Consider the following 14892-nt stretch of genomic DNA (forward strand, 5'->3'; position numbering starts at 1 on the left):
CCGGGTGGCGCGGTGGCGACAGATGTGCGAGCGACCGGGGACTCCGGACGCCGGGAAGGAGCGAACATCCAGCTGAGCACGCCGGGAGGGCGTGCGCTGCGACACCTATCGCCGGCGACGCACCAGGGCGACGACGGCGAGGAGCGCGACGACCGCCACGGCGACGGCGAGGACGACGCCGATGCTCGCGAGCGGTTGGGGCAGCCCGGCGCGCTCCGAGGTGGGCGCGGGCGCGGTGGAGGGCGACGTCGGTGCCCCGCCGATCAGGGCCGTCGCCCCGGGGATCGCGTGCAGCGGCGCGGGCGCCTCCCCGGCGGGCGTCTCCCCCGTGGTCAGCAGCGTGCCGTCGGGCGCGAAGGCCAGCGCCTCGCCCTGGGTCTCGCCGGGCAGCGGGACGCGCACGGGCGCGGCACCCAGGGCGGCGACGACGTCCTCCGCGGTGGCCGTGCCCCGCGGCGCCGGGTAGAGCCAGGCGTCGGTGTACGTACGCAGGGCGACGACACGCCCGTCGGCCGAGAGGGCGCCGCCGGTGAAGGTGCCCGCGCCCAGGGACGTCATCGCCTCGCCGGGCACGACGACCTCGCCCGCCTTCCGCAGGGTCGACCCGTCGACGACGTAGACCCCGCTGCGCCCGCTGAGGTCCTTGGTGACGACGACCGGGCGGGCGTCGGCCGGCACGAGCAGCGACTCGGCGTCGTGCGGGCCGTCGGGGTAGGTCAGGCGTTCGACGGTCTCCGCCCCGGCGGCGTCGAGGCGCAGCACCGCGACCGTGTCCCGCCGGCGCCCGTTGTCGCCGACGTCGGCGAGCCAGAGGGTGCCGTCGGGGGTGCGGGCGAGGTCCTCCACGTCGCGGCCCCGGTGCGGCACGGCGCGCTCCCCGACCACGGCGCAGCGGTCGTCGAGCCGGTAGACGGTGCTGGGGTTGCCGCTGTCGTCGACGACCTCGTAGCCGCCCGCCGGATCGGCGACGAGCCCGGACGCCTCCGCGAGCCGCTCGTCGTCGAGGGTGCAGCGCACGGCCGGGTCCGCCGCCGCCACCGCCGGGAGCCCGAGGACCCCGACGAGCACGAGCAGGACGAGCGCGACCTGCCTCAGGGCACGCGCGCGGGGTCGACGGCCGCGGCGCGCAGCGAGGCGGCGAGCTCCTCGGAGACGCGGGCGTGCAGCGCGGTGCCCTCGGGGGTGTGGCGCTCGGCGAGCACCTCACCCTCGGCGTGGGCGCGGGCGACGAGGGCGCCGTCGGTGTAGCCCAGGAGCACCTCGAGCTCGACGTCGGGGTGCGGCAGCTCCTCGGCCAGGCGGGCGCGGAGCCGGTTGAGCCCCTCGCCGGTCCGCGCCGACACGAACACCGCGCCGGGCAGGGCCCCGCGCAGCTCCGCGAGCGCCATCGGCTCGGCGGCGTCGACCTTGTTCACGACGAGCAGCTCCTGCGGCGCCGGGGAGTCGAGGCCGTTGATCACCTCGCGGACCGCGGCGATCTGGTCCTGCGCCGACGGGTCGGAGCCGTCGACGACGTGGAGCAGCAGGTCGGCGTCGGCGACCTCCTCGAGCGTCGAGCGGAAAGCGTCGACGAGCTGGTGGGGCAGGTGGCGCACGAAGCCGACCGTGTCGGTGAGCGTGACCTCGCGCCCGTCCCCGGTCTCCCAGCGCCGCGTGGTCGGGTCGAGGGTCGCGAACAGGGCGTCCTCGACGAGCACCCCGGCGTCGGTGATGGCGTTGAGCAGGCTCGACTTGCCGGCGTTCGTGTACCCGGCGATCGCGACCGACGGCACGGCGTTGCGCCGGCGGCCGCCGCGCTTCGTCTCGCGCACCGTCGACATCGCCTCGATCTCGCGCCGGAGCTTGGCGATGCGGCGGTGGATGCGCCGGCGGTCGGTCTCGAGCTTGGTCTCACCGGGCCCGCGGGTGCCGACTCCGCCGCCGCCCGCGCCGCCACCGCCGCCGGCGCCGCCGCCCTGCCGGGACAGCGACTCGCCCCACCCGCGCAGGCGCGGGAGGAAGTAGCGCAGCTGCGCGAGCTCGACCTGGGCCTTGCCCTCCTTGGAGCGGGCGTGCTGGGCGAAGATGTCGAGGATCAGGGCGGTGCGGTCGACGACCTTGACCTTGAGCTTCTCCTCGAGCTGGCGCAGCTGGCCCGGCGAGAGCTCGCCGTCGGCGATCACGGTGTCGGCGCCGGTGGCCTGCACGGTCTCGCGGAGCTCGGCGACCTTGCCCGAGCCGACGAACGTGCCGGGGTCGGGCGTCTGCCGGCGCTGGACGAGCCCGTCGAGCACCTCGGACCCCGCCGTCTCGGCCAGGCGCGCGAGCTCGACGAGCGAGGCCTTCGCCTCGCGGGACGTGCCCTGGGTCCAGACACCGATGAGCACGACGCGCTCGAGGCGCAGCTGCCGGTACTCGACCTCGGTGACGTCGGTGAGCTCGGTGGACGAGCCGGTGAGACCTGGGACGCGCCGCAGCGACGAGCGCTCCTCGAGGTCGAGCGCACCGCCGGTGGGCTCGAGCGACTCGTCGGGGGCGGCCGCTCCGGTATCGAGCCGGATGTCGCTGCTGCGGTCGCGACGGCCCGTGGGGGCGTGCGGCGTCGCGGTGCGGGGGGCCTGCGGTGCGGGTTCTGTCATGTTGCCGCCCATGGTTCCACGACGGGCAACGCGAAAACCACCTCGCGCGGGAGACGGAGCGGCGCCGTCGATCAGCCTCGGTGCGCCGCGGGGACGGGCGCACCCCAGGTGCCGCGGGCCACGAGCTCGGCGGGCCCGGTGAGCGTGGTGGTGGCGCCGTCGACACCGACGACGAGCACGCCGCCCGGGGTGTGCACCGTGACGGAGCCCGTGCCCCGCCCGTCGGCCTGCAGCGCGGCGACGGCGCCGGCGACGGTCCCGGTGCCGCACGAGCGGGTCTCGCCGGAGCCTCGCTCGTGCACGCGCAGGCGCACCGCCCCGTCGACCAGCGGCGTCAGGACCTCGACGTTGACGCCGTGCGGGAACAGCGCCCCGTCGTGGCGGGGCGGGCGGGCGAGATCGAGGTCGTCGAGGGTGCCCGCGAGGTCGGCGGGCAGGACGCAGGCCAGGTGCGGGTTGCCGACGTCGACCGCGACCCCGGCCATCTCGAGCGTGTCGACGACGGCGCGGGAGGCGGGCCCGAGGATCGCCGGGCCCATGTCGACGGTGACCGGGCCCTCGTGGTCGACGGTGACCCAGCGGGTGCCGGCGCGGGTGGCGACGGGGTGGGTGCCCGGCGCGACGAGGCCCGCGACGAGCAGATGGCGCGCGAAGACCCGGATGCCGTTGCCGCACATCTCGGCGAGCGAGCCGTCGGCGTTGCGGTAGTCCATGAACCACGTCGCCTCGCCGCCGCCGACCCCGGCCGCGACCGCGGCGGGCGCGTCGGTGCGCACCACGCGCAGCACGCCGTCGGCGCCGATGCCGCGGCGGCGGTGGCACAGCGCGCGTACCAGGTCGCCGTCGAGGTCGATCTCGCCGTCGGGGTCGGTGAGCACGACGAAGTCGTTCTCGGTGCCGTGCCCCTTGACGAACTCCACACCACCCAGGGTAGCGACGCCGTCCGTCAGGCCCGCGAGGCGTCGACTGCGTGATCTGCAAAACAACGCTCTCCGCAAAAGTGCACGGACTGCAAGATCGGCGTAGTGTCCGGGACATGACCACGGGACTGCGCGAGCGCAAGAAGCTGCGGACGCGGCACGCGCTCGGCGCGGCCGCCCTCGAGCTGGCGGTCGGGCACGGCCTGGCGGAGGTGACCGTCGAGCAGATCGCCGAGGCCGCCGACGTCTCGCCCCGCACGTTCTTCAACTACTTCTCCTCCAAGGAGGAGGCGATCGTCGCCGCGGACGTCGAGCGCGCCCGCCTCATGGGTGAGCGCCTCGCGGCCCGGCCGGCGGACGAGCCCGTCCTGTCGTCGGTCCGGGCCGTCGTGCGCGAGATGGTCGCCGGCGCCGGCGACCGGCAGCGCGAGTGGATCGGCCAGGTCCGCCTCGTGCGCGCCAACCCGACGCTCGTGCCCCACCAGCTCGCGGCCTACGCGACCATCGAGTCGCACCTCGCGGAGGTCATCGCGGAGCGCACCGGGCTCGACGCGCACGACCTCTACCCCGCCGTCACCGCCGCGGCCGTCATGTCCGCGACGCGGGCCGCGACCACCCGCTGGCTCGCTGCGGACGGGCGCGCCGACCTCACCGCCTGCCTCGACGAGGCGCTCGACCTGCTGGCCCACGGTCTGGAGAACCCGCCGGTCCCGGGCCACGCGTCCTCACGAGCGCCCTGACGGCCGCCCCCTGCGCACCGCCCACCACCCACGCCGCTCCCCTCCCGGAGAACACGCTCATGTCCGCACCCGCGACGTCCGCACCCGCGACGTCCGCTCCCGACGCCGCGCCGGCCACCCGCCACGTGCTCGTGGCGCTGTCGGGCCTGCTCATGGCCCTGTTCGTCGCGATCCTCTCGTCGACGATCGTGTCGAACGCGCTGCCGCGGATCCTCGCCGACCTCGGCGGGACCCAGGCGCAGTACACGTGGGTCGTCACCGCCTCGCTGCTGGCGATGACGGCCTCGACGCCGATCTGGGGCAAGCTCGCCGACCTCTTCTCGAAGAAGCTGCTCGTCCAGATCGCGATCACGCTGTTCATCGTCGGCTCGATGCTCTGCGGCCTGACCACGGGCACCGCCGAGCTCATCGGCTTCCGCATCATCCAGGGCCTCGGCATGGGCGGGCTCATGGCGCTGGCCCAGGTCGTGATCGCGGCGATCATCCCGCCACGCGAGCGCGGCCGGTACTCCGGCTACCTCGGCGCGATCATGGCCGTCGCGACGGTCGGCGGCCCGCTGATCGGCGGCGTCATCGTCGACACCATCGGCTGGCGCTGGTGCTTCTACGTCACCGTGCCGATCGCCGTCGTGGCGCTCGTCGTCCTGCAGCGCACGCTGACGGTGCCCACCGTCAAGCGCGAGGTGCACATCGACTACCTCGGCGCGGTCCTCATCGCCGCGGGCGTCTCGGCCCTGCTCATCTGGACCTCCCTGGCCGGCCACCAGTTCGCCTGGGGCTCGTGGGCGTCGGTGGCCTGGGTCGGCGGCGGCGTCCTCGCCCTCGTCCTCGCCGTGGTCGTCGAGTCGACGGTGCGCGAGCCGATCGTGCCGCTGCACCTGTTCCGCAACCCGACCGTCGCGCTGGCCACCGTCGCCGGGCTGTTCGTCGGCGTCGCGATGTTCGGCTCGACGGTGTACCTCTCCCAGTTCTTCCAGCTCGCCCGCGGGGCCACGGCCACCGAGGCCGGCCTGCTGACGCTGCCGATGATCGCCGGGCTGTTCCTGTCCTCGACGATCGTGGGTCAGCTGATCACCCGGTACGGCCGCTGGAAGCCCTATCTGGTCGGCGGCGGGGTCCTGCTCACCGCCGGTCTGTTGGGCGAGGGACTCTTCGTCAGCGCGACCGTGCCCTACGGGCTGCTCGGGGTGTTCATGGCGATGGTCGGCATCGGCGTCGGCGCGACCCAGCAGAACCTCGTGCTCGCCGTGCAGAACCAGGTCGCGATGAAGGAGATGGGCGCGGCCAGCTCCACCGTCGCGTTCTTCCGCTCGCTCGGTGGCGCCGCCGGCGTCGCCGCCCTCGGTGCGCTGCTGAGCTCGCAGGTCACCACGCGGATCAGCGACGGCCTCGCCGCCCTGGGCGTCCCGGCCGCGGCGACGGGCTCGTCGGGCCAGATCCCGAACCTGGCCACGCTGCCCGCCCCGGTGCGCTCGGTGATCGAGAACGCGTACGGCGACTCCATCGCCTGGCTGTTCCTGGCCGCGGCGCCCCTGGCGCTGATCGCGCTGGTCGCGATCGTCTTCCTGCGCGAGGTGCCCCTGCGCCGCACGATCGACGTCGAGGAGACGGGCACGACCGCCGCCGAGCCCGCGGCGGAGGCGGCCGTGCACGACCCCGAGACCGGTCTGGTCACCGCGCCGGTGCCCGCGGCGCGCCCGATCCTGTCCGGGACGGTCCGCCACGCCGGCGAGCCGGCGGCGAAGGCCGTGCTGACGATGGTGGACGCGGACGGCCGCCAGCTCGGCCGCGCGGTCGCCGGCCGGGACGGGAGCTACGCGGTGTACGCCTCCGCGACCGGGAGCCCGCACCTGCTCGTCGTCCAGTGGCGCGGCACGCCGCACGTCGAGGCGCTGGGCGGGGCCACCGGGCCCCAGCACCGCGACGTCGTGCTCACCCCCGCCCCGGACGATCGGCCCGCCACCGGACGGCACGCCCTCGACGCGCCGACGGTGACGATGGGCGCGGAGCGGTAGCTCGGGCCGGCGTCGTCTCTGAGCGAGGGGCACCTCCGGTCGGCCGGACCGACCGAAGGTGCCCTTCGCTCAGCCCACGGGTGCCCGCCACGCCGCCAGCACCGTCGCCACGAGGTCGTCGGCGCCGGCGTCGAGCCAGCACACGCGCGCGTCGCGGCGGAACCACGAGCGCTGGCGGCGCACCAGCCGCCGGGTGGCGACGACCGTGCGCCGGCGCGCCTCGTCGAGGTCGATCGCGCCGTCGAGGTGCTCGAGGACCTCGCGGTAGCCCACGGCGCGGGACGCCGTGGCGCCGTCGCGGAGACCACGGGCCGCGAGGGCGCGCACCTCGTCCACCAGCCCGGCGGCGAGCATGCCGTCGACGCGCCGCGCGATCCGCTCGTCGAGCACCGCGGTGTCGCGGTCGAGCCCGATCAGCACCGCGTCGTCCCGCGGCCGGCCGGGGCGGGGCAGGCTCGCCGCGAAGGGCCGGCCGGTGAGCTCGACGACCTCGAGGGCCCGGACGATGCGCCGCCCGTTGCTCGCGAGGATGCCGCGGGCGGCGTCGGGGTCGCGGGTGGCGAGACGGGCGTGCATGGCCGCCGGCCCGACCTCGGCCAGCTCGCCGTCGAGGCGGGCGCGCAGGGTCGGGTCGGTGCCGGGGAAGTCGAGGTCGTCGAGCAGGGCCTGGACGTAGAGCCCCGACCCGCCGACCACCAGCGGGACGCGTCCCCGCTCCCGGACCGCCGCGACCGCGGCGCGGGCGTCCCGCTGGTAGGCCGCGACGGTGGCGGTGTCGGTGACGTCGAGGACGTCGAGCAGGTGGTGCGCCACCCCGCGGCGGGCGTCGGGCGGGAGCTTGGCGGTCCCGACGTCCATCCCGCGGTAGAGCTGCATGGCGTCGGCGTTGACGACCTCCGCCCCGACGCCGAGCCGGCCGAGCTCCGCCGCGACGTCGAGCGCAAGGTCGGACTTGCCGGTCGCCGTCGGCCCGAGCAGGGCGATCGGGCGAGCGGCTGTGGTCACGTCCCGGAGGATCCCAGCTCCCACACCGCCACGTGGTAGGCGACCCCGTACGGCGCCGAGGAGTGCTCCAGGCGGGCCGCCGCCGGGTGGGGCACCGCCCCGGCCAGCACCTGCCACGGCACACGCCCCGCCGCGAGCAGCTCGTCGGACAGGCCCGGATCCAGGCCCGCGAGCGCGGCGGCGTCCCCGGTCGCGAGGGCGTCGGCGACGACGCGGTCGTAGCCCTCGGCACGCTCGTCGAACGCCCCCGGCGCCCGGGCGGTGTGCGTCGCCGCGCCGTCGCCCAGCACGAGCAGGACGTCGGCGCCGTCGGACTGCGCGAGCTCCTCCCCCGCCTTCCGGGCGTCGTCGGGGTCGGTCGTGCCGGCGAGGACGTGGGCCTCGATCCGCACCCGCGCGCCGGCAGTCCCGGCCTGGGCCCGCAGCCAGCCGGCCATCAGCACGGGCAGCGGGAGCTCCGGGTCGAGCGTCGCGGCCCCGGGCCCGAGCGCGACGCGCACGTCGGCGCCGTACCCGACGAACGTGCCCCGGGTGTCCGGGGTGTGGGTCGACGCCTCCGGCGCGGCGCCCACCGCGAGCCACCGGTCGCCGACACCCGCGAGACGGATGGCGAGGTCGCAGCACGCCGCGCGCAGCGCCGCCGTCTCGGCCGCCGCCGTGCCCGCGAGCTCGGCCACGAGCAGGGGCGGATGGGGCACCACCGCCGCCGTGAGGATCACTGGACCGAGGCTATCCGGGGCCGCGCGCACCGGCATGCGGGCGAGCGCTCCGCCACGGCTCCCCACCGCCGCACGGGGGGAAGGGAGTTCCTGTGCGGTCGGCCGACCTGCTTGAATGCCCGGACCGTAGGAGCGGGAGGTGTCGGGGCCGATGACCGACGAGCAGGCTGCGGGGGCCGCCGACGGTGCCGTGGCCGATCAGCCCGACGACACGTCGACGCCGGACGGAGAGGCATCGGCGCCCGCGGTCCCGGCTGCTCAGGCCGCCCCCACGGCCCCCACGGCCCCCACGGCCCCCACGGCCCCCACGGCCCCCACGGCCCCCACGGCCCCCACGGCCCCCACAGCCCCGACGAGCCCGGCGCCTCCGACGACCCCGTCACCCCCGACGACCCCGGGCCCCGCTCCCGACGTCGCGGGCGACGGGGACACCGGCCGGGCCGGCGCGTCCGACACGACCCCACCGACGTTCCCGACCGTGACGTCCGCGGCCACCGATCCCGGGCGCTGGGGCCGCGTCGACGACGACGGCACGGTGTGGGTCCGCACGGCCGACGGCGAACGTTCCGTCGGCTCCTGGCAGGCCGGTGACGCCCAGGAGGGTCTGGCCCACTTCGCCGTGCGCTTCGACGATCTCCGCACCGAGGTCGACCTGCTCGTCCGGCGCCTGACCTCGGGTCGCGGCGACGCCCGCTCGACCCTGCGCAGCGCGACCGCCCTGCGCGAGCGCCTCGCCGAGGCCGCGGTGGTCGGCGACGTCGTCGGCCTCGGCGGGCGCCTCGACGCCGTCGTCACGGCGGCCGAGCAGGCCGAGGAGACCGAGCGTGCGGCCCGCGCCGGCGCGCGCGAGGACGCGGTCGCGCGCAAGGAGGCCCTCATCGCCGAGGCCGAGTCGCTGGCCGAGGAGACCACGCGCTGGAAGCACGCAGGCGACCGCTTCTCGTCGATGATCGAGGAGTGGAAGGCGGTCAAGGGGATCGACCGCAAGACCGACGACGCCCTGTGGAAGCGCTTCTCCCGGGCCCGCGAGACGTTCGCCCGCCGCCGGGGCGCGCACTTCGCCGAGCTCGACCGGGCCCGCACCGCGGCGAAGGCGCGCAAGGAGGAGCTGGTCGTCGAGGCCGAGTCGCTCGTCGACTCCGACGACTGGGGACCCACCGCCGGGCGCTACAAGGAACTGATGGTCGAGTGGAAGGCCGCCGGCCGCACGAGCAAGGACGCCGACGACGCGCTGTGGGCACGGTTCCGCGGCGCCCAGGACACGTTCTTCTCCCGCCGCTCGGAGGCGTTCTCGGCACGGGACGCGGAGTTCGTCGCGAACGCGCGCGCCAAGGAGGAGCTGCTCGTCGAGGCCGGGCGCATCGACCTCGCCGACGTCGACGCCGCACGCGCCGCCCTGCGCGACGTGCAGGAGCGCTGGGACGAGATCGGCAAGGTGCCGCGCGAGCGGGTCCGGGAGTTCTCGACCCGTCTCAAGGAGGTCGAGGACCGCGTCCGGGCCGCGGTCGACCGCCGCTGGCAGACCGCCGACCCGGAGACCGAGGCGCGTGTCGGCCAGTTCCGCAGCCGGGTCGAGCAGTACGAGGCGCAGGCGGCGAAGGCCCACGCCGCGGGCGACCACCGCCGCGCGAAGGAAGCCGAGCGCCAGGCCGCCCAGTGGCGCGAGTGGCTCGCCGCCGCCGAACAGGCCACCCGCTGAGGGCGCGCTACCGCCGCGAGAGCGCGTAGGACGCCCAGCGTCCCGCGAGCACGATCATCGCCAGCAGCGCGAGCCACAGCCCCACGCCGGGCCCGTCGCCCGCGCTGGTGTTCTGCGACCAGATCGCCCAGAGCCCCGTGACCGACGTGATCGTGCAGCCGGCCGCGGTGACGAACACCGCGGGCCAGCGCCGCGTCGACAGCGTCACCGCGGTGCCGACGACCCCGAACACCACGGCGAGCGTGCCGAACAGCCGCGGCAGGCCGGTGACGCCGGGGCGACCGAGGACGACCTCCCAGCCCGACGCTCCGAGACCCGTCCACGGCAGGACCGCGGCCAGGAGCAGCACGAGCACGGCGACGGCCGCGACGAGAGCGCCGGGACCGAAGTCGACGCGGGCGCCTGCGGCCGAGGGCTCCGGCGCGCGGGCGTCGGTGTCGGTGCCGTTCTCGCTCATGACGGGACCTCCTGCAGGGCCGCCGAGCACCCGGCCGCGACGGGCTCCGGCGCCGGGGCGGGCGGGCCGAGCGTCGGCAGGCCCAGGCCGGTGGTGCGCGGCGTGCTGGGCCGCTGTCCCGCCTCGTGGGCGTCGCCGGCGCGGGTGCGGCGGTGGGTGAGGAGGTCGCCGTCGGCGACGACGTGGTGCGGCGCGCCGTAGGTGGCGCGGACGGTGACGACGTCGCCGGGCCGGATCTCCTCCGCGGTCCCCGTCGGCGTGAAGTGCACCAGCCGCCCGTCGCGGGCGCGCCCGCTCATCCGCCGGGTCGCGGTGTCCTTGCGGCCCTCGCCGGTGGAGACGATCAGCTCGAGCTCGCGCCCGACCTGCTCCCGGTTCAGCTCGAGGGAGATCTCCTCCTGGAGCGCGACGAGGCGGTCGTAACGCTCCTGCACGACGGCCTTCGGGACCTGGTCGGGCAGCGACGCGGCCGGCGTGCCCGGGCGCGGCGAGTACTGGAAGGTGAAGGCCTGGCTGAACCGCGAGGCCTCGACCACGCGCAGCGTCGCGGCGAAGTCCTCCTCGGTCTCGCCGGGGAAGCCGACGATGATGTCGGTGGTCAGCGCCGCGTCCGGCATCGCCGCACGCACGTCGTCGACGATGTCGAGGTAGCGCTTCGCCCGATACGAGCGGCGCATCGCCTTGAGCACGCGGTCGGAGCCGGACTGCAGCGGCATGTGCAGCTGCGGGCAGACGTTCGGGGTCTCGGCCATCGCGGTGATGACGTCGTGGGTGAAGTCGCGCGGGTGCGGGCTGGTGAACCGCACCCGCTCGAGCCCGTCGACCCGGCCGCAGGAGCGCAGGAGGTCGGCGAACGCGGTGCGCCCGCTCGCGCGGTCGTCGAACGACACGCCGTAGGCGTTGACGTTCTGCCCCAACAGCGTCACCTCGAGCACGCCCTCGGCGACCAGCGCCTCGACCTCGCCCAGGATCTCCCCCGGCCGCCGGTCGACCTCCTTGCCGCGCAGCGAAGGGACGATGCAGAAGGTGCAGGTGTTGTTGCAGCCGACCGAGATCGACACCCAGCCCGCGTAGGCGGAGTCGCGCCGCGCGGGCAGGTGCGACGGGAACGTCTCGAGGGCCTCGAGGATCTCCACCTGGGCCTCTCCGTTGTGGCGGGCGCGCTCGAGCAGGGCCGGCAGCGACCCGGTGTTGTGGGTGCCGAACACGACGTCGACCCACGGCGCCTTCGCCACCACGGTGTCGCGGTCCTTCTGCGCGAGGCACCCGCCGACCGCGATCTGCATGCCGGGCCGACGGGCCTTCTCGGGGGCGAGGCGGCCGAGCTGGCCGTAGAGCTTGTTGTCGGCGTTCTCGCGCACCGCACACGTGTTGAACACGACGAGGTCGGCGCCGTCGGCGTCCGGCGTGTGCTCGTAGCCGGCCTCCTCGAGCACCCCGGCGAGGCGCTCGGAGTCGTGCACGTTCATCTGGCACCCGTGGGTGCGGATGTGGAAGGTCGCGCGGGCCCCATCGATGGTCGAGCTCCGCTGCGCTGCGTCTCCTGCGCTCATCGGGTCCCAGGGTAGGCGCCCGCTACTTGCCCAGCTTCTCCGCGTCGAAGTCGTCGACCTTGCCCACCGTCGCGCGGTTGGCGCCCCACAGGACGACACCGAGCAGGATGAGGATCCCGGCGAACAGGTACTCCTTGGGCGGGCGCCCGGAGAACGGGCTCGCGAGGAACGCGCACAGCACGGCGGCCACCACGGGGATCGCCGTCGGCGCGCGGAAGTGCCGGTGACCGACCTCGTCGCGGCGCAGCACCAGCACGGCGATGTTGACCAGCGTGAACACGGCCAGCAGGAGCAGCGACGTCATGCTGCCGAGCTCGGAGATCTCGAGCAGCAGCACGAGGACGACGGCCAGCGCGCTGGTGACGACGATCGCGAACCACGGGGTACGGCGGCGCGGGTGCACGCGCCCGAAGATGTTCGGGATGATCCGCTCGCGCGCCATGCCGTAGAGCAGCCGGCTCGCCATCATCATGTTGATCAGGGCGGTGTTGGTGACGGCGAACAACGTGATCGCCGCGAAGACGATCGCCGGGAACGACGGCGAGGCGGTCTGCACCACCCGCAGCAGTGCCCCGCTCTCGGCCTCGGCCAGCTGCTCGGTGGGCACGAGCGTCGACGCGAGCAGGGCGACGACCAGGTAGATCGTCGCCGTGATGCCCATCGCCAGGAGCATCGCCCGCGGGAACGTCCGCGGCGGGTCGACCGTCTCCTCGGCCATGTTCACCGAGTCCTCGAACCCGACCATCGCGAAGAACGCCAGCGCGGTCGCCGAGGAGATCGCGAGCAGCACCGCGGGCTCGGAGAAGATCGAGCTCTCCGGGGCCGAGGTGGCGAACTCCGTGAGCCGCGAGGCGTCGCCCATCCCGTTGATCACGGCCCAGGCGCCGAGGACGATCACGATGAGCAGGCCGAGGATCTCGATGCAGGTCAGCACGACGTTGACCCGCACCGATTCGCCCACGCCGCGGAAATTGATCACCGCGAGCATCACCAGGAACGCCACGACCACGAGCGGCGTCACCCATCCCGGCAGCTCGCCGACGATCGCCTCGAGGTTGCGCCCGCCGAAGGCCTGCGCCGCCGAGGCCGCCGAGGTGATCCCGGAGCACATGACCGTGAAGGCGACGAGGAACGTCAGGAACGGGCGGCCGAACGCCTTCTGCGTGTACAGCGCGGCGCCGGCGGCCCGCGGGTACTTGCCGACCAGCTCGAGGTAGCTGAACGCGGTCATGAACGCGACCACGAACGCCAGCAGGAACGGCAGCCACAGCGCGCCGCCGACCCGCTCGGACACCGTCCCGGTCAGCGCGTAGATCGTCGTGCCGAGGATGTCCCCGATGATGAAGAACACGAGCAGCTTGGGCCCGATCGCGCGCACGAGGCCCTGGTCGCTCGAGCCCTCGTCCCGGGTCGCCGTGGTGTCGTCCGTGGTCACGCCCGGCATCCTGCCGTATTCGGGCCGTGGTGTTCCGCTTTCGGATGAAGTATCCGTTTCGGCCGATCGCCGCACCGGCCGTACGCTCCGGCGGGTGGACGGCACGATCCGGCCGGCGCGGACCGACGAGCTCGAGGTCCTGCGCGCGATCGAGGTGGCCGCGGGCGCGCTGTTCCGCGACGTGGGCCTCGGCGCGGTCGCCGACGAGGCCCCGCCCTCGGCGGTCGTCCTGCACGGCGCGCTGGACCGGGGCGGGCTGTGGGTCCTCGAGGCCGACGGACGTCCGCTCGCCTACCTCATGGACGACGTCGTCGACGGCGAGGCCCACCTCGAGCAGGTCTCGGTGCACCCCGACGGCGCGCGGCGCGGGCTCGGTGCGCGGCTCGTCGAGCACCTGGTCGACCGCGCCCGCGCGGCCGGGTTCGGCGCGGTGACGCTCACGACGTATCGCGACGTGCCGTGGAACGGGCCGTACTACGAGCGCCTCGGGTTCCGGCCGCTCGCCGACGACGAACTGGGGCCGGGCCTGCGGGCGATCCGGGCCGCCGAGACCGCCCGGGGCCTCGACCGTCAGCCGCGGCTCGCGATGCGCCGCACGCTGTAGCGACCGCGGTCCGGCGCGACGACTTTCCCGGAACGGCCACGGCGCCCGCCTCGTGCTCCGTACCGTCCCGCGTGGTGGGCGGACCGCGCGATCGGAGGTCGGGAGATGGGCCGAGGGGGACGCCGGTCGGCGGCGCTGCGGGTGCTGGCCGTCGTGCTGGCCGTCGGGCTCGGCACGGCGACGGGCACCGCCGGCGTCGCGCACGCCGACACCGTCCTCGGCCGCAGCTGCGGGGAGGACCACCCGGTGTCCGCGGAGTACTACGACGCCTTCGGCAACGCCGCGCCCTGTACCGCCGACTTCACGGTCGCGGGGACGACCACGGCGCGGATCACGATCGACGTGATCGCGCTCCGCGGCATCGAGCGCGACGACGACCACGTCTGGATCGTCGACGTGGACACGTGCCGGGGCACGATCCGGCCCTCGGAGCCACCGCGCGTGGTCACCTGCACCGTCGGGGCGGGGGCGCACACGGTGTTCGTCGCGAAGTCGATGGGCGACGCGCGGATCGGCCTGCGGGTCGACTTCTGATCCGCGGCATCTGCCGTCCGGCAGACGATCCTGCGCCCCGGGGTCCCTAGCGTCCGGCGCGTACCGCTCGCCTTCCCTGGGGGACGACCATGACCAGCACCGGCCTCGCCGAGCACCCGAACGTCACACACACCCGCGACGCGTTCCTCGCCGCCCAGCAGGGCGACGTCGGGCCGTTCGACGCGATGCTCCCCGACGACTTCGTCATGGTGAACCACGACAACGGCGCCGCCGACCAGGCCGAGATCGTCGGCAAGGACGCGTTCTTCGGCTTCTACGGGCGGTGGCTGACATTCTTCGAGGGCACCTTCGCCCAGGAGCCGCTCGGGATCTACGGCGACGCCGAGCGCGTGGTCATGCTCGTCCACGAGACCGGACGGCGCGGCGACGCGGTGTTCGACAACCACGCCGTGTACGTGATCACGATGCGGGACGGGCAGTGGGCGCGCCTGGAGACCTACGACCGCGACCGGGAGGCCAACGAGCGCTTCTGGGCCGCGGTCGGCGGGCCCGCGGCGCTGCACGCCGCCGGCTGACTCCCCTCCCGATCCACGACGGACACACGACGGACCCGTGTCCCTCCGGACACGGGT

At 75.0% G+C, this 14892-nt stretch carries 14 protein-coding genes; 6 read left to right on the forward strand and 8 right to left on the reverse strand.

All coding sequences use genetic code 11. The features are described 5' to 3' along the window. Window positions 1-105 precede the first annotated feature (105 nt). The 3 genes from ACR9E3_RS14785 to dapF form a co-directional block, all read right to left on the reverse strand. On the reverse strand, window positions 106-1068 hold the full coding sequence (locus tag ACR9E3_RS14785) for a hypothetical protein (protein ID WP_460381050.1): 963 nt from the start codon (window positions 1066-1068) through the stop codon (window positions 106-108). Window positions 1069-1091: 23 nt separating this feature from the next. Next, window positions 1092-2618, reverse strand: coding sequence for a GTPase HflX (gene hflX, locus ACR9E3_RS14790; RefSeq protein WP_460381051.1), 1527 nt, complete (start codon window positions 2616-2618; stop codon window positions 1092-1094). Window positions 2619-2689: 71 nt separating this feature from the next. Further along, entirely contained in the window at window positions 2690-3547 is an 858-nt protein-coding gene (gene dapF / locus ACR9E3_RS14795; RefSeq protein WP_460381281.1) for a diaminopimelate epimerase, read from the reverse strand. A gap of 107 nt (window positions 3548-3654) precedes the next feature. Between dapF and ACR9E3_RS14800 the strand changes: the two genes are divergently transcribed. Together ACR9E3_RS14800 and ACR9E3_RS14805 are read left to right on the forward strand one after the other, a co-directional pair. After that, window positions 3655-4278, forward strand: coding sequence for an acyl-CoA-like ligand-binding transcription factor (locus ACR9E3_RS14800; protein ID WP_460381052.1), 624 nt, complete (start codon window positions 3655-3657; stop codon window positions 4276-4278). A 59-nt stretch (window positions 4279-4337) separates the two neighbouring features. Beyond that, window positions 4338-6293 (forward strand): MDR family MFS transporter, encoded by a 1956-nt coding sequence (locus tag ACR9E3_RS14805; protein ID WP_460381053.1) that lies wholly within the window; start codon window positions 4338-4340, stop codon window positions 6291-6293. 69 nt (window positions 6294-6362) lie between these two features. On the opposite strand, the gene miaA is transcribed toward ACR9E3_RS14805, so the two are convergent. Together miaA and ACR9E3_RS14815 are read right to left on the reverse strand one after the other, a co-directional pair. Beyond that, on the reverse strand, window positions 6363-7298 hold the full coding sequence (gene miaA, locus ACR9E3_RS14810) for a tRNA (adenosine(37)-N6)-dimethylallyltransferase MiaA (protein WP_460381054.1): 936 nt from the start codon (window positions 7296-7298) through the stop codon (window positions 6363-6365). Then, window positions 7295-8017, reverse strand: a complete 723-nt coding sequence (locus tag ACR9E3_RS14815; protein ID WP_460381055.1) for a class III extradiol ring-cleavage dioxygenase family protein — start codon at window positions 8015-8017, stop codon at window positions 7295-7297. The genes miaA and ACR9E3_RS14815 overlap by 4 nt, the downstream gene beginning before the upstream one ends. Before the next feature lie 478 nt (window positions 8018-8495). Between ACR9E3_RS14815 and ACR9E3_RS14820 the strand changes: the two genes are divergently transcribed. After that, the gene (locus tag ACR9E3_RS14820; RefSeq protein ID WP_460381056.1) at window positions 8496-9716 is read left to right on the forward strand and encodes a DUF349 domain-containing protein; all 1221 of its coding nucleotides are present in this window, start codon (window positions 8496-8498) and stop codon (window positions 9714-9716) included. 7 nt (window positions 9717-9723) lie between these two features. On the opposite strand, the gene ACR9E3_RS14825 is transcribed toward ACR9E3_RS14820, so the two are convergent. Genes ACR9E3_RS14825 through ACR9E3_RS14835 form a run of 3 tightly spaced genes read right to left on the reverse strand, consistent with a single transcriptional unit; the run spans window position 9724 to window position 13161 of the window. Beyond that, the gene (locus tag ACR9E3_RS14825; RefSeq protein WP_460381057.1) at window positions 9724-10173 is read right to left on the reverse strand and encodes an Rv2732c family membrane protein; all 450 of its coding nucleotides are present in this window, start codon (window positions 10171-10173) and stop codon (window positions 9724-9726) included. Next, window positions 10170-11726 (reverse strand): tRNA (N6-isopentenyl adenosine(37)-C2)-methylthiotransferase MiaB, encoded by a 1557-nt coding sequence (gene miaB, locus ACR9E3_RS14830; protein ID WP_460381058.1) that lies wholly within the window; start codon window positions 11724-11726, stop codon window positions 10170-10172. The genes ACR9E3_RS14825 and miaB overlap by 4 nt, the downstream gene beginning before the upstream one ends. A gap of 22 nt (window positions 11727-11748) precedes the next feature. Next, window positions 11749-13161 (reverse strand): APC family permease, encoded by a 1413-nt coding sequence (locus ACR9E3_RS14835; protein ID WP_460381059.1) that lies wholly within the window; start codon window positions 13159-13161, stop codon window positions 11749-11751. On the opposite strand from ACR9E3_RS14835, the gene ACR9E3_RS14840 reads away from it, so the two are divergent. The 3 genes from ACR9E3_RS14840 (at window position 13067) to ACR9E3_RS14850 (ending at window position 14835) form a co-directional block, all read left to right on the forward strand. Beyond that, window positions 13067-13765 (forward strand): GNAT family N-acetyltransferase, encoded by a 699-nt coding sequence (locus ACR9E3_RS14840; protein ID WP_460381060.1) that lies wholly within the window; start codon window positions 13067-13069, stop codon window positions 13763-13765. The two genes, ACR9E3_RS14835 and ACR9E3_RS14840, sit on opposite strands and share 95 nt — an antisense overlap. Window positions 13766-13870: 105 nt before the next feature. Further along, complete coding sequence (locus ACR9E3_RS14845) at window positions 13871-14299, forward strand: hypothetical protein (protein ID WP_460381061.1); 429 nt, start codon at window positions 13871-13873, stop codon at window positions 14297-14299. 89 nt (window positions 14300-14388) lie between these two features. Beyond that, window positions 14389-14835: a nuclear transport factor 2 family protein gene (locus tag ACR9E3_RS14850; protein WP_460381062.1), complete on the forward strand. Its 447-nt coding sequence runs from the start codon at window positions 14389-14391 to the stop codon at window positions 14833-14835. The last annotated feature ends 57 nt before the right edge of the window (window positions 14836-14892 follow it).

The organism is Actinomycetospora sp. C-140 (assembly GCF_054796175.1).

What these genes read in the sequence shown, in the direction of transcription:
- ACR9E3_RS14825 (WP_460381057.1), bottom strand. Translation starts at nt 10,173, where the DNA reads ATGAGCGAGAACGGCACCGACACCGACGCCCGCGCGCCGGAGCCCTCG.
- hflX (WP_460381051.1), bottom strand. Translation starts at nt 2,618, where the DNA reads ATGACAGAACCCGCACCGCAGGCCCCCCGCACCGCGACGCCGCACGCC.
- ACR9E3_RS14800 (WP_460381052.1), top strand. Translation starts at nt 3,655, where the DNA reads ATGACCACGGGACTGCGCGAGCGCAAGAAGCTGCGGACGCGGCACGCG.
- ACR9E3_RS14850 (WP_460381062.1), top strand. Translation starts at nt 14,389, where the DNA reads ATGACCAGCACCGGCCTCGCCGAGCACCCGAACGTCACACACACCCGC.
- miaB (WP_460381058.1), bottom strand. Translation starts at nt 11,726, where the DNA reads ATGAGCGCAGGAGACGCAGCGCAGCGGAGCTCGACCATCGATGGGGCC.
- ACR9E3_RS14840 (WP_460381060.1), top strand. Translation starts at nt 13,067, where the DNA reads ATGAAGAACACGAGCAGCTTGGGCCCGATCGCGCGCACGAGGCCCTGG.
- ACR9E3_RS14845 (WP_460381061.1), top strand. Translation starts at nt 13,871, where the DNA reads ATGGGCCGAGGGGGACGCCGGTCGGCGGCGCTGCGGGTGCTGGCCGTC.
- ACR9E3_RS14805 (WP_460381053.1), top strand. Translation starts at nt 4,338, where the DNA reads ATGTCCGCACCCGCGACGTCCGCACCCGCGACGTCCGCTCCCGACGCC.